Genomic DNA, 12,900 nt, shown 5'->3' with positions numbered 1-12,900 from the left:
AAAAGGTGACCGTGAAGTCACCTTTTTGTGTAGGAGCCTGTAGGAAACTTACCGCACCCCCGTACTACGCAAGGCCGCTGGCGTGTAGTCCCCCGCTCTTGCATCGATGTTGAATTCGAAGCTGCGCTTCTCTTCGTTCTTCATTCCCAGGGCGATATAGCGACCGGCGATCAGGTCATACAGCGCTTCGACGGTGTAGGCCGGCACCTGGTGATCGTAGTAGAACTGCGCATGCCCTTCGGCGACGCGCCAGAGCTGGCCACGCCCGTCGTAGTGGTCGGCCAGCGCTACTTGCCAGCTGTCTTCGTCGATGTACATGTGGCGCTTGGCGTACACGTGCCGCTCGTTCGGCTTGACCGTGGCGACGACTTCCCAGACCCGGTGCAGCTCATAGCGGGTCAGGTCCTGATTGATGTGTCCGGCCTTGATCACATCGGTGTACTTGAGGTCCGGCGAATCGAGTTTGTAGCTGTTGTAGGGAATGTACATCTCCTTCTTGCCGACCAGCTTCCAGTCGTAGCGATCCGGTGCGCCGGAAAACATGTCGAAGTTGTCGGTGGTGCGCAGGCCATCGGACGAGGTGCCGACGCCGTCATAGGCCACCTGCGGCGCACGCCGTACCCGGCGCTGGCCAGCATTGTAGATCCAGGCCTTGCGCGGTTCCTGGACCTGGTCGAGGGTCTCGTGAACCAGCAACACGTTACCCGCCAGCCGCGCCGGCGCGGTCACTTCCTGCTTGAAATAGTTGAGGACGTTATCGTCGCTGCCAGGTTTGAGATCACCGAGCAACGACGGCACCGCGACTTCGTCCTTGAAGCGGATCACCGTGAAATCGCCATTGGACTGCGGTGTCGCCTGCGTGATGGTGCGCCGCAGATTGCCGCCGTGGTAACGAGTGACGTGGTTCCAGATCACCTCCACACCATTCTTCGGAATCGGGAACGCGTAGTAGCGATTGCCGGTGAAGTTGGCCAGACCGTTACCGTCGTTGATCGGTGTTACGTTCAGAGCGCTGCGTTTGGCCGACTCATAGATTTCAGCCGGTAATGCCACGGTGCGGTGGCTGGGATAGACCGGAATTTTGTAGGTCTCGGGATAGCGCTTGAACATTGCGATCTGGCCGTCGGAGAGCTTGTCCTTGTACTTGTCGACGGTCGCCGCGGTGATCACGAACAACGGCTTTTCGTTGGCGAACGGGTCGGCCAGGAAACCTTTGCTGTCCACCGCGCCAGCGTTTTTCGGGATGCCGCCGGTCCAGGCCGGAATCGAGCCATCGGCATTGCCGGCCCTCTCGGCACCGAGTGGGGTCAGGCTGGTGCCGAGCTTGTTGGCTTCTTGCGGCGACACCGCGGCCATCACGTTGGCGGCCAACAGACTCAGGGCCAGAACGGTGCCCAATTGCAGAATCATCTTGCGCATTGAATTCATCCTTTTCAGCCAGATCAGAAGTTCACACCAAAGCTCAACGCCACGAAGTCACGGTCAGTGAGGACGTTGTAGTTACCTCCGAAAAAGTCGGTGTAACTGAGGCTCGCGGTGTACGTGTTGCGATAGTCCGCGTCGACGCCGAGGCTGATGGCCTTGGCGCCTTCGTTGAACAGACCGTTGGGGCCAAAGCCTGCGACGTCGTGGGACCACGAGAGGTTGGGTCTGAAATTGATCCCGGCGATCAGGTTGTTGTAATCGAGAATGGCCCGGGCGCGATAACCCCACGACGTCGAGGTCAGGAAGCCATTGGTATCACCGCCGAAACCATACTGACCAAACACCGAGTCGCGGCCGTAGCGCAGTTTGGTGCGCGGCTCCAGGCCGCCGACCCGGACCACCGCCGCCTCGCCCACCAGAGTCAGGCGATCCGCACCCGCGACCTGGTCGATGAAGTGCGTCAGGGTGCTCTGGACCTGCGTCACCTCCTTGCGGCGGTAGCCTTTGTTGTCGGCCCCCGGTGTAGTGGCGATGGGCGATGCCGCACCGCCTGCAATCGGATTGAGCATGGCCAGGGTCAGGTCATTGGTATTGACCTGCACCGGGAGGTTGGGGCGGTAGCTGATTTCCCCGCTCCACGCGGTGCCGGTGGATAACGTGGTGGAGAAGCTCGCGCCATAGAGGCGGATGTCCTCCGGGTATTCGAGGTAATACTGGCCGCGACCGAGCATCACACTTTGGGCGAGGCCCGAACCGCTACCGGGGGCGATGCGGTTGGCGGCGGCGACAATCCCCGGAATGCTCGCCAGCGTACCGGGGCCGGCGGTGGTGGTCCCGACGTTTGGCGAGCGACTGTGGTAGTTCATGAAGTACAGGCCGTACTCGGTGTCGTCCCCCAGCCAGCGCAACGCCGTCCCCCACTGCCCGGAATCCCGGGCATCGCGGTCGCCACCACGGGGAACGATCACCCCCTCCTTGCTGACTTCGAAGCCCTGGCCAAAGGCAGCTGCAATCGGCTGCAGCGGTGCAATGGTCGGGCTGGCGACGGTGTAACCCTTGTTGCAACCATCGGCTACCACGTCCACACCGAAGAAGGTGCCGCAGTTATCGACAACCGTCTGGTCCCACTCCAGTTGATAGAAGCCTTCGACCGTCAATTTGTCCGTCAGTCCCTGGGAGGCGAACAGCATGTTGACCGGGATCAGGCCCTCCTTGATCTCGGCCCCCGGCCGACGGAACGCGGACACGTCGACCGGGTTGATGCTGTTGATCGAGTTGCCGATGAAGGTGCTCTCACCCCAACTGACCACTTGTTTACCGGCACGCACCGTACCCGGCAGATCGGCAAGGGAATAGTTGTGATAGACGAAAGCGTCGAGGATTTGTCCGCCTGAAGACTTGGCGCCTTCTTTGCGATTGTGATCGCTGATGTCCTTGAACGGCCGGCTTTCATCTTTCAGCTCAAAGTCGTACCAGTACTTGCCACGCACAAACGCACCGGTGTCGCCGTACTTCAGTTCGAGGTCGTGAATCCCCTTGAAGATCTTCGAGAAGGTTTCACCCTTCTTGAAATTCAATCGCCCGTCGTCGCCGGTCGAAGACTGGCCGGAACCGCCGTTGACGGTGCCCACCAGGGCATTATCCGCATCACGCACGCCCCAACTCGCGCCGACCGACAGCGAGGAGTCGAACGTCCCCTCGATTTCCCCGATGTTGAACGAAATGGCCTGTGCCTGGGCACAGCAGCCCAATGCAACCGCAGCCGCCAGCGCCTGTGGTGTGAAGATGGCGCGCATTGTTGTTTTTGTCATGCGTCTTCCCCGGTGAGTGACAGAAGGCCTCACCCTACTGCCGGGCACCGGGGTCGATAAGCGCACCAAGGAGGTATTCGTGGTGTACCTCTAAAGGATGACTGGCACAGGGTCATCACCCCGAGGACGAGCAGCCGAATCCTGACTGTTGCCGGGGTTGCAACAGTGCATGTCCGCAATTGGTATTTTTCCTACGACACCAAGGGCTTATTCTTGCCTGGCTGTCACGGTAAACCACCGCAGGCACGATGTACCGGCCTGCGCCGTGATGAAAGATTTCAGATGAATTGAGGATTCGGTTCATCGCCCTGTGTTCACTGACGTTGATTTGTAGCTCCTGATCCAACGTCTTACCTTGGCCGCTGCGTTTGCAGCGGCCTTTTTTATGGGTGATGGTTTTTTGATGAGTAACAGCCGCCAGTCGGTAACCCCTGACCATCCAGGCAAAACTTCGAATACCTACATTTCTTTCAGAAAGCACCTACAAGCATAGGTAAACACCAATAGCACTCGAGCCATTAAGTTGAACAGCAAGTCGGCGCACGACTTTTATCTTCGTCCGGCTTCAAACTTACTTATTGCGAGTGCAACCATGAAACCCATCAACTACAACCAGTATCGCTCAACCCGAAGCTTCAACAGTCGAATACGCTTTCTGATTCTTCACTACACGGCCGCTAACTTTTCAAGTTCTGTCAGTGCCCTGACCGGCCCGAATGTCAGCGCGCACTATCTGATTCCAGATATCACTGACCCCAGTTACCTGAAAGCCGGCCATACCGTGCAGGAAGTTTTCAGCCTGGTGGATGAAACCTGTCGCGCGTGGCACGCAGGTGTCAGTCAGTGGGGTAACCGCAGCAATCTGAATGACACGTCCATCGGCATTGAAGTCGTCAACCTGGCGACCGACAACAAAGGCGAATTCACCTTCCCGCCGTATCACCCCGAGCAGATTGCTGCGATTGAACAACTGGCGCTGAACATCCTCAAGCGCTACCCGGATATCACACCGACGCAGGTTTTGGGCCACTCCGATGTTTCGATCGGTCGCAAGAGTGACCCGGGGCCGATGTTTCCCTGGCAGGCGCTGTACTTGAAAGGCGTCGGCGCCTGGTTCGATGCAACCACTCGGGACGAGTATCTGCGCCAATACAACACTTCGGGCATTCCCGCCCGAAACGAATTGTTGGGACTGTTCAAAACCTATGGATACGATGTTTCGGGCGCGTCAACGGAAGGCGGTTTTCAACAGTTGGTGCGAGCATTCCAGATGCATTTTCGCCCGGAAAACTTCGACGGAAAAATGGACGTGCAAACAGCTGCCAATCTGAAGGCACTGGTAGTCAAATACTTTCCTGGCTGATCGGTAACAAACGGCTCCCAGCCGACAAACGCAACAACCGGCAAGGTCAATCAATGTGGCCTTGCCGGCGCTATCAGAGCGTATATCTGTGCAAATTCCCCATCATTTCCTTCAGCGCTTCGATGTTGTCTTTCGGATGCGCCGCACCCTCGAAGTCGCAAATCTGCTGCCAGTGCGCCGCCACGTCTTCCGGGGAGAAACCCGTCCGTGGATCGAACCCGGCACCGAGGCTGCGCTCCCAGCGGACCTTGCCCATCCAGCCGCCGCCGACTTCAAACAGACCGGAGGTTTCCTGGCAGTTCTCGCTGGCCAGGTACACCACCAGCGGGCTGACCAGTTCCGGCTTGAGCTGTTCGAAGACTTGCGGCGGGATCAAGCCTTCGGTCATGCGCGTGCCGCCGGTGGGGGCGATGGCGTTGACCAGGATGTTGTTCTTGCGGCCTTCGATGGCCAGGGTACGGGTCAGGCCATAGAGACCGAGCTTGGCCATGCCGTAGTTGGACTGGCCGAAGTTGCCATAGATGCCCGAGGTCGACGCAGTGAAAATCACCCGACCGTAGTTTTGCTCGCGCATGTGCGGCCAGGCGGCACGGGTGACTTTGTAGGCACCTTCGACGTGGACGCGGTAAACCAGGTCCCAGTCGGCGTCATCCATTTTGTGGAAGGTCTTGTCACGCAGGATCCCGGCGTTGTTGACCACCACGTCGACGCGACCGAAGACGTCCAGGGCGTGCTGGACCAGTTTGTCACCGTCAGTGACCGAGTCGTGGTTGGCCTCGGCGATGCCGCCGGCCTCGCGAATGTCCGCTACCACGCGGTCGGCGGCCGAAGCGTTGGCGCCTTCGCCCTGGGCCGAGCCGCCAAGATCGTTGACCAGCACCCTGGCGCCCTGTTTGGCGAACAGCAGTGCATGCGCCCGTCCCAGGCCGCCACCGGCTCCGGTGATGATCACGACTTTATCTTCGAAGCGCACAGACTCATTCATGGGGGACTCCAGCAGGCCAGGGGACAATGAGTCCGAGTTTCAGGCACTGCGCGGCAGGTCACAATGAACACGGGGGAGGCTGAATGGTGGGCGATAAGGCTGGGGGATGATGATCGCATCGGACAGGATGACGCGGTCCCACAGAAGCAGAACAGATTCAACGCTGCGAATCAGGAACACGCCGCCTTGCACGGCGGCAACAGCAATTGATCGCGAAACGCCAAGTAGTGCTTGAGCACTTCACAAGGGGCCTCGATCTGCGGGTAGTGGCCGATGTCGGGCAATACGACCGTGTCCGCCTCCGGGATCAGCTCCCGGTAACGCTCGACCATGTGCGCGCCGGAGATCGGATCGACCCCGCCATCGATCATTCGCAGCGGCACTTCACCGCGTTGCATCGCGCTCACCCAGCGGTTGCGCCAGACGCGTCGCTCCGGGATGTAGGCGATTAATTTATGCATGATCCGTGGCCCGCGCTGGCTTTCGACCAGGCTCCAGAAATCATCCATCTGGCTTTCACTGGGGCGGGTTTGCGGACCGAAAATCTGCCGGAAGTTTCTCACCAGACCATCACGGCTGAAGGCGCGGCCAATGATCCAGCCCACTGGGCTGAGCAAGAGTTTTTGTATCAATACCGGGCGATGGGTTTCCGCAAACAACCCGCCGTTGAGAAACACGCAACTGGCCAGCTCCACCCGCGACTCGTAATGCCGGGCCAGCAGTTCCTGGGCCACGCTGTCGCCGTAATCGTGGGCAAACAGGTGCACCGGCTGTTCGACATTCAAGTGTTCAAGCAGTGCCTGTTGCAGATCCGCTTGCTCCAGCAGGCTGTATTCGTGATTCGCCGGTTTGGCCGAGTCGCCGAAGCCCAGCATGTCGCAAGCGATCACGCGAAACCGCTGGCTCAAAGGCTGCCACAGGTAATGCCAGTCCCAACTGGCGGACGGGAAGCCGTGAATGAGCAACAGCGGCTCACCCTGCCCTGCTGTCCAGTAACGGATGCTTTGACCACGGAATACGAACGTCTGGCTGCGTTTACGCCAGACACACAAGGGGATCTCGGCGAGTTCCATCAGAGTTTATAGCCCGGGTCCAGTTTATCGAGTTTACGCAGCAGCGCCGGCCATGCCAGCGCTCCGCCCATGCCTTGAGCACTTCGGGTGACACCCGCGATCATGGCTTTGGCGCCTGCCAGAATCTGCGGTTCGATGGCAATCAGTTCAGCGGCACCGTTTTGCGCCATGACCTGAATGTCGCAGGCACGCGTAAAGGTGAACATCATCAGGAACGTATCGGCGATGGTGCTGCCGCAGGTCAGCAGACCGTGGTTATGCAGCATCAGGAAATTGTTTTCACCGAGGTCGGCCTGCAGCCGCACTTTCTCTTCATGGTTGAGCGCCACGCCTTCGTAGGCGTGGTAGGCCAGGCTGGAAAGCACGAACAACGACTGTTGACTGATCGGCAGAACGCCCTGCTTCTGTGCCGACACCGCCACCCCTGAAGCCGTGTGGGTGTGGAGCACGCAGACGACATCGTGACGAACTTCATGCACGGCGCTGTGGATGGTGTAACCCGCCGGATTGATCTCGTAAGGACTGTCCATCAGCTTGTTGCCGGCCTGATCCACCTTGACCAGGCTCGACGCGGTAACTTCATGAAACATCAACCCGAACGGGTTGATCAGGAAATCTTCGGTGCCGGGCACCTTGGCGGAGATATGGGTGAAGATCAGGTCATCCCAGCCATGTTGGGCGACCAGGCGATAACAGGCCGCCAGGTCGACGCGGGTCTGCCACTCGGCAGCACTGACCTGGTGTTTGACACTGTGAGGTGATTGGACGGGATCAACAGTCACGGCAAGGAACCTCGGTGTTTTTATGATGGAGTGTTTCCTATGTTTACCGAGTCTAGTCACCCGTTAAGGTTCGTGTACTTGCATTCGCAGCCAGCTTGGTGGCCCTGCGAGTCAGTCGCCCGGCCACCCTGGATCCATGTCAAACGACCGGCGCCAGCGAGGGTCGGACAGGCAGTTTTTTTACCGTACTGTCAGAACCCTGACTGGCATGGATGCCGGGGCAACGATCAGGTGCGCAGTGCGTTGATCAGGTCCGCCAGCCAAGGCTCGGCATCCGTCTCGGGGGTCACGCTTTCACTGGCATCCAGGCGTAGCATCGGCAGTACTTCGCGAATGCCCAGTTCACCGAACAATTCGCGCATCTGCTCGCCGCCGCCACAAAAAGTATCGCCATAACTCGCATCACCCAACCCGATCACCGCACCCGGCAAACCGCGCCAGGCCGCTGGCAATTGGTCGCGAATGGTCGAATACAGCGGTTGCAGGTTGTCCGGCAGCTCGCCCATGCCGGTGGTCGATGTCACTACCAGAAAGGCTTCGGGGCCATACGCCTGGATTTCGGCGAGGGTCGCACGCGGGTTGTGAAAAGTTTCGAAACCGGCGGCTTTCAACAGGCTGGCGGCGTGGCGGGCAACTTCTTCGGCCGTGCCGTACACCGAGCCGGAAATGATGGCGACTTTCATCAATCTGATCCTGAATCCGAGTAAAAGACCCGGATATTAACAGCACGGTCGTGATTGTTCTTTTAGAATGCAATCGACAATCAATCAGGAAAGGATACCCCGATGATTAATGCACAACTGCTGCAAATGGCGATCAACACCTCCAACGACGGTATCGTGATTGCCGAAAAGGAAGGCGATCAGGACAAAATCCTCATTTACGTCAACCCCGCGTTCGAACGGCTGACGGGGTACTCCAGCGAAGAAATCCTCTATCAGGATTGCCGCTTCCTGCAGTCGGGAGACCGCGACCAGGAAGCCCTGCCGTTGATTCGCGACGCCTTGAACCGTGAAGGATCCTGCCGGGAAATACTGCGCAACTACCGCAAGGACGGCACACCGTTCTGGAACGAGCTGTCCCTTTCAACGGTGAAAAATCCAGCGGACGGGCAAACCTACTTTGTCGGCGTGCAGAAAGATGTCACCGCGCAGGTCAAGACACAACAACGCGTGACACAGCTTGAAGCACAGTTGGCTGAACTCCAGGCCGAACTGACGGCGCTCAAGGCGACGAACGGCAAAAACGAAATCCAGAATTAATGGTCAGTAACTAGAATCACCGCTGACTTTGTAACTATTTCTTTCGAGCTGGCCATGCAACGCGACGCACTCCTGACCCAGGATGAGCTGGATTTCATCCAGAGCATGCAACACAACCCGCAACTCAATGTGCGGGACGCGACGTCGAGCCTGCTCGTCAACGGGGGATCGCAAATTCGTGACCTGCTCACCCGCCTGGCGGCCCATGAGCAGGTCACCATTCAAGCCAGCTTCGAAAACCAGCAAATGACCTTCCCCCTGCACCTGGTGGAAGACGAGTTCCATGCGCTGCACCTGCGCCTCGGCGTGCCGAGCATCTATGAAGACGGACCGATGGTCCGGCCTTGGCGCCTGGTACTGGACGAACCGGTAGCACTGGAAAACGCCAAGGGTCAAACCGGCACCCTGTGGGTGCACGAAGTATCGTGCAAAGGAGTTTTGCTGGAGGTTCGCAACAAGACCAAGCCGCCGAAGCATTTCGCCTTGTGGTTCAGCCCGTCAGGCTATGAGCGGATTGCCTTGCGTGGCACTTTCGAGAAAGAAAACGAACAAGGCTTCTATGCCTATCAACTGAGCCAGAGCGATACGGACGAAACCGAGCGCCTGCGCCAGTTCATCCTGCAACAGCATCGGTTGACTCATCCCGCGCTGCATCTCTGAACCTCAAGTATCCAGACTACCCGCCAGGAACCGCTTCAGACGCTGGCTCATGACCTCCCCTTCATTGCCCAGGCATCCGACCGAAGTCCCGGCCAGGCTCTCCTGTGCCAGATCAGAAGCATCACCGGCCAGCAACAATCGGCACTCCAGACTCATGGCCAGGCGATTCAAGCGCCGCGGCAACTCGGGAGCCGGAGCATGATTGGAGAACAGCACCAACGCCAAGGGCTTGCCCCTTTCGCACATCACGGCCAGCTCATCGAACGGCTGGCCAATGTTCAGCACGCGAACGGCAATTTGCCCTGCACTCAGGAACAGGGCAGCGACCAGCAGTTCCAGCTCGCGGCAATGGCCAACCGGCGCACAGATGACCACTCGACGCGGCTGTTTGTCGCGCCGCAACAACAGACGCTGCACCACCCTGGAACGCAGAAAACCATCCAGGAACAGCCACTCGCTGGTGCCGCCGAACTGGTCCTGTCGTTGCAACAATTGCTTCCAGACAGGGATCAGAATGTCCTGAAACACCACCGACAGGGCGTAACTGGAAAAGATTTGCCCGTAGACCTGCTCCAGCCGAATGTCGTCAAAACCGTTGACCGCAGCAAGAACCTGCTGCTGCCACTGTGCATAATCGGCTTCCACGAGGTTGTTGGGGATAATGTGCGACAACGCCTGGAACGGCTGGGTTTTGGCCAGGATCCTGCCGATCTTGCTGACGGCTACACCGCGCTCGACCCAGCCGAGGATACTGCGAACCCGCTCGATATCGGTCAGCGAATACAGGCGATGCCCACTTTCGGTGCGCATTGGAACAATCAGGCCATAACGTCGCTCCCAGGCTCGAAGCGTGACCGGATTGACGCCTGTCAGGCGCGCTACCTCGCGAATCGGATAGAGCTGTTCCTGTTCAAGGGAGACAGCCCGCGGTACACCTGAAGCTACGTCAGTAAGGACAGGCATCTGGGATTGTACGTCCATGTGCAGATGGGATCCCATTTTAACTACTCTGCCCCACAACGATTCAAGTTCATAATCGAAAAAAACCGCTCAAAGACGAAGCCGGCAGAATGAGGAATAATCCTTGCTTGTTTCAAGCCGCAGCCCACTACCCCGGCGCTGCGCCTGGCGAAGTTCCTATCCGGAGCGACGCAAATGTCTTACGGAGATGCACAATGTCTACCCCTCCCGTCACGCTGATGGTTGCGCGCCGCGTTGCCAATGGACGTTATCAAGACCTGATCGCCTGGCTGCGCGAAGGCGAACAACTGGCCACTGACTTTCCTGGCTACCTTGGCTCAGGCGTACTCGCACCGCCGCCCGGTGATGACGAATTCCAGATTATCTTCCGCTTCGCCAACGAGCAGACCCTGCATGCCTGGGAGCATTCCGCTTCGCGCAGCGCCTGGCTCGGACGCGGCAGCGAGTTGTTCGCCCACCCGACGGAACATCGGGTCAGCGGCATCGAGGGCTGGTTCGGTGCCGTCGGTCAACGCCCGCCGCGCTGGAAACAGGCCGTGGCAATCTGGTTGGCGTTCTTTCCGGTTTCCCTGCTGTTCAACTTTGCGTTGGGGTCGCTGCTGAGTGAGATGGCGCTGCTGCCCCGCGTGCTCGTCAGCACCCTGTGCCTGACGCCGTTGATGGTGTATTTCTTCATTCCACTGTCGACCCGTTTGCTGGCCAATTGGCTGAACAGCACGCCCGTACGCCGCTTGCCCGCAGCCCCCTCCACCCAAAACCACTGATATTCCCCACAATAGGTAGAGCGCTCCCGTCGCTGGTATAGTTTTGTTCTCACCGCGACGCGAGCCGTTCATGACTTCTTCCGTAGCCCCTATCCTCATTACCGGCGCAGGCCAGCGTGTCGGCCTGCATTGCGCCCGGCGACTGCTGGAAGATGGCCAGCGCGTGATTTTCAGCTACCGCAGCGAGCGTCCCGGCGTACAAGCCCTGCGCGATCTGGGGGCCACCGCGGTGTTCGCGGACTTCGCCAGCGAGGCCGGGATCCTCGCCTTCATCAGCGAACTGAAAACCCACACCGACTGTTTGCGCGCGATTGTCCACAACGCCTCCGAATGGCTGGCCGAAACACCGGACACCGATGCCGCAGCGTTCACCCGCATGTTCAGCGTGCACATGCTGGCGCCTTACCTGATCAACCTGCATTGCGCCGACCTGCTGCAACGCTCAAGCCCCGCCGACATCGTGCACATCAGCGATGACGTGACCCGCAAGGGCAGCAGCAAGCACATCGGCTATTGCGCCAGCAAAGCCGGGCTCGACAGCCTGACCCTGTCCTTCGCCGCCAGGTACGCGCCGGCCATCAAGGTCAACGGGATCGCCCCGGCCCTGCTACTGTTCAACCCTGAAGACGACGCGGCCTACCGCGCCAAGGTGCTGGCCAAGTCCGCGCTGGGCATCGAACCCGGCTGCGAAGTGATCTACCAGAGCCTGCGCTATCTGCTCGACAACCCTTATGTCACCGGCACCACCCTGACCGTCAACGGCGGACGGCACATCAAATAAGTGTCCCGCGAGGATTTTCCATGACGTTATCACTGCCCCAGAACGCCCTGTCCCAGAGCTATCGCGAAATTCTCATCGGCCTCGGCGAAAACCCCGACCGCGAAGGTTTGCTCGATACGCCGATGCGCGCGGCCAAAGCCATGCAGTACCTTTGCCATGGCTACGAGCAAAGTGTCGAAGAGATCGTCAATGGCGCGCTGTTCGCCTCCGACAACGACGAAATGGTCATCGTCGACAACATCGAGCTGTACTCGCTTTGCGAACACCACATCCTGCCCTTCATCGGCAAGGCGCATGTGGCTTATATTCCGACCGGCAAGGTGTTGGGCCTGTCGAAGATTGCGCGACTGGTGGACATGTTCGCCCGGCGCCTGCAGATCCAGGAAAACCTCACCCGGCAAATCGCCGAGGCGGTGCAACAAGTAACCGGTGCGGCCGGTGTCGCGGTGGTCATCGAAGCGCAGCACATGTGCATGATGATGCGCGGCGTCGAGAAACAGAATTCGACCATGAACACCTCGGTGATGCTCGGCGCCTTCCGCGAGTCGAGCAACACCCGCCAGGAGTTCCTGCAACTGATTGGACGGAGCAAGTAGCAATGCCACAACTTCAGCCAGGCATGGCACGCATCCGGGTCAAAGACCTGTGCCTGCGTACCTTCATCGGCATCAACGAGGATGAAATCCTCAACAAGCAGGATGTGCTGATCAACCTCACCATTCTGTACGCAGCCCAGGAAGCGGTACGGGACAACGACATCGATCACGCGTTGAACTACCGGACCATTACCAAGGCGATCATCGCCCATGTGGAAGGCAACCGCTTTGCGCTGCTCGAACGCCTGACCCAGGAAATTCTCGACCTGGTGATGGCCAACGCATCGGTGCTCTACGCCGAGGTCGAGGTCGACAAGCCCCACGCGCTGCGATTTGCCGAGTCGGTGTCGATTACGCTGGCAGCGAGCCGCTAGCTTCAAGCTACAAGCACCAAGCTGTAGACTTGCAGCCACCGCC

At 59.0% G+C, this 12,900-nt stretch carries 14 protein-coding genes; 7 read left to right on the top strand and 7 right to left on the bottom strand.

Annotated features, from left to right (window positions below):
• Positions 1–48: 48 nt before the first annotated feature.
• On the bottom strand, positions 49–1,419 hold the full coding sequence (locus tag AC1DU9_RS18660; protein ID WP_477810600.1) for a DUF1329 domain-containing protein: 1,371 nt from the start codon (positions 1,417–1,419) through the stop codon (positions 49–51).
• A gap of 23 nt (positions 1,420–1,442) precedes the next feature.
• Positions 1,443–3,236, bottom strand: coding sequence for a DUF1302 domain-containing protein (locus AC1DU9_RS18655; RefSeq protein ID WP_477810599.1), 1,794 nt, complete (start codon positions 3,234–3,236; stop codon positions 1,443–1,445).
• 592 nt (positions 3,237–3,828) lie between these two features.
• Here AC1DU9_RS18655 and AC1DU9_RS18650 point away from each other — a divergent pair.
• A complete protein-coding gene (locus AC1DU9_RS18650) occupies positions 3,829–4,599 on the top strand; it encodes an N-acetylmuramoyl-L-alanine amidase (protein WP_223463410.1) in 771 nt (256 codons plus the stop codon).
• A gap of 73 nt (positions 4,600–4,672) precedes the next feature.
• On the opposite strand, the gene AC1DU9_RS18645 is transcribed toward AC1DU9_RS18650, so the two are convergent.
• From AC1DU9_RS18645 to AC1DU9_RS18630, 4 genes are all read right to left on the bottom strand, one after another.
• Positions 4,673–5,584 (bottom strand): SDR family oxidoreductase, encoded by a 912-nt coding sequence (locus tag AC1DU9_RS18645; protein ID WP_223463390.1) that lies wholly within the window; start codon positions 5,582–5,584, stop codon positions 4,673–4,675.
• Positions 5,585–5,754: 170 nt separating this feature from the next.
• Positions 5,755–6,657: an alpha/beta fold hydrolase gene (locus AC1DU9_RS18640; RefSeq protein WP_477810598.1), complete on the bottom strand. Its 903-nt coding sequence runs from the start codon at positions 6,655–6,657 to the stop codon at positions 5,755–5,757.
• Entirely contained in the window at positions 6,657–7,439 is a 783-nt protein-coding gene (locus tag AC1DU9_RS18635; RefSeq protein WP_223463392.1) for a class II aldolase/adducin family protein, read from the bottom strand. The genes AC1DU9_RS18640 and AC1DU9_RS18635 overlap by 1 nt, the downstream gene beginning before the upstream one ends.
• A gap of 227 nt (positions 7,440–7,666) precedes the next feature.
• Entirely contained in the window at positions 7,667–8,122 is a 456-nt protein-coding gene (locus AC1DU9_RS18630; protein ID WP_223463393.1) for a flavodoxin, read from the bottom strand.
• A gap of 102 nt (positions 8,123–8,224) precedes the next feature.
• Here AC1DU9_RS18630 and AC1DU9_RS18625 point away from each other — a divergent pair, with 102 nt between their 5' ends.
• Together AC1DU9_RS18625 and AC1DU9_RS18620 are read left to right on the top strand one after the other, a co-directional pair.
• The gene (locus AC1DU9_RS18625; RefSeq protein WP_223463394.1) at positions 8,225–8,701 is read left to right on the top strand and encodes a PAS domain S-box protein; all 477 of its coding nucleotides are present in this window, start codon (positions 8,225–8,227) and stop codon (positions 8,699–8,701) included.
• 54 nt (positions 8,702–8,755) lie between these two features.
• Positions 8,756–9,361 carry a hypothetical protein gene (locus AC1DU9_RS18620; RefSeq protein ID WP_108218236.1) on the top strand — a complete coding sequence of 202 codons (606 nt, stop codon included), beginning with the start codon at positions 8,756–8,758 and terminating at the stop codon, positions 9,359–9,361.
• 3 nt (positions 9,362–9,364) lie between these two features.
• Here the strand turns inward: AC1DU9_RS18620 and AC1DU9_RS18615 are convergent, their stop codons facing one another.
• Positions 9,365–10,324: a MerR family transcriptional regulator gene (locus AC1DU9_RS18615; protein WP_477810597.1), complete on the bottom strand. Its 960-nt coding sequence runs from the start codon at positions 10,322–10,324 to the stop codon at positions 9,365–9,367.
• Positions 10,325–10,536: 212 nt separating this feature from the next.
• Between AC1DU9_RS18615 and AC1DU9_RS18610 the strand changes: the two genes are divergently transcribed.
• The 4 genes from AC1DU9_RS18610 to folX all read left to right on the top strand — a co-directional run bounded on the left by AC1DU9_RS18610 (position 10,537) and on the right by folX (position 12,857).
• On the top strand, positions 10,537–11,106 hold the full coding sequence (locus tag AC1DU9_RS18610; RefSeq protein WP_223463396.1) for an antibiotic biosynthesis monooxygenase: 570 nt from the start codon (positions 10,537–10,539) through the stop codon (positions 11,104–11,106).
• Positions 11,107–11,176: 70 nt separating this feature from the next.
• Positions 11,177–11,887 (top strand): dihydromonapterin reductase, encoded by a 711-nt coding sequence (gene folM, locus AC1DU9_RS18605; protein WP_477810596.1) that lies wholly within the window; start codon positions 11,177–11,179, stop codon positions 11,885–11,887.
• Positions 11,888–11,907: 20 nt separating this feature from the next.
• A complete protein-coding gene (gene folE, locus AC1DU9_RS18600; protein ID WP_223463398.1) occupies positions 11,908–12,483 on the top strand; it encodes a GTP cyclohydrolase I FolE in 576 nt (191 codons plus the stop codon).
• Positions 12,484–12,485: 2 nt separating this feature from the next.
• Entirely contained in the window at positions 12,486–12,857 is a 372-nt protein-coding gene (gene folX, locus AC1DU9_RS18595; RefSeq protein ID WP_007970304.1) for a dihydroneopterin triphosphate 2'-epimerase, read from the top strand.
• The last annotated feature ends 43 nt before the right edge of the window (positions 12,858–12,900 follow it).

The organism is Pseudomonas sp. P4_C1, assembly GCF_056402155.1.
This window is presented reverse-complemented; position numbering and strand designations above follow the sequence as displayed.

Bases quoted from the DNA above. Each gene is read 5' to 3' on its own strand.
- folX (WP_007970304.1), top strand. From the start codon at position 12,486: ATGCCACAACTTCAGCCAGGCATGGCACGCATCCGGGTCAAAGACCTG.
- AC1DU9_RS18640 (WP_477810598.1), bottom strand. From the start codon at position 6,657: ATGGAACTCGCCGAGATCCCCTTGTGTGTCTGGCGTAAACGCAGCCAG.
- AC1DU9_RS18650 (WP_223463410.1), top strand. From the start codon at position 3,829: ATGAAACCCATCAACTACAACCAGTATCGCTCAACCCGAAGCTTCAAC.
- AC1DU9_RS18620 (WP_108218236.1), top strand. From the start codon at position 8,756: ATGCAACGCGACGCACTCCTGACCCAGGATGAGCTGGATTTCATCCAG.
- AC1DU9_RS18625 (WP_223463394.1), top strand. From the start codon at position 8,225: ATGATTAATGCACAACTGCTGCAAATGGCGATCAACACCTCCAACGAC.
- AC1DU9_RS18660 (WP_477810600.1), bottom strand. From the start codon at position 1,419: ATGCGCAAGATGATTCTGCAATTGGGCACCGTTCTGGCCCTGAGTCTG.
- folM (WP_477810596.1), top strand. From the start codon at position 11,177: ATGACTTCTTCCGTAGCCCCTATCCTCATTACCGGCGCAGGCCAGCGT.
- AC1DU9_RS18610 (WP_223463396.1), top strand. From the start codon at position 10,537: ATGTCTACCCCTCCCGTCACGCTGATGGTTGCGCGCCGCGTTGCCAAT.
- AC1DU9_RS18630 (WP_223463393.1), bottom strand. From the start codon at position 8,122: ATGAAAGTCGCCATCATTTCCGGCTCGGTGTACGGCACGGCCGAAGAA.
- AC1DU9_RS18615 (WP_477810597.1), bottom strand. From the start codon at position 10,324: ATGCCTGTCCTTACTGACGTAGCTTCAGGTGTACCGCGGGCTGTCTCC.
- folE (WP_223463398.1), top strand. From the start codon at position 11,908: ATGACGTTATCACTGCCCCAGAACGCCCTGTCCCAGAGCTATCGCGAA.
- AC1DU9_RS18655 (WP_477810599.1), bottom strand. From the start codon at position 3,236: ATGACAAAAACAACAATGCGCGCCATCTTCACACCACAGGCGCTGGCG.
- AC1DU9_RS18645 (WP_223463390.1), bottom strand. From the start codon at position 5,584: ATGAATGAGTCTGTGCGCTTCGAAGATAAAGTCGTGATCATCACCGGA.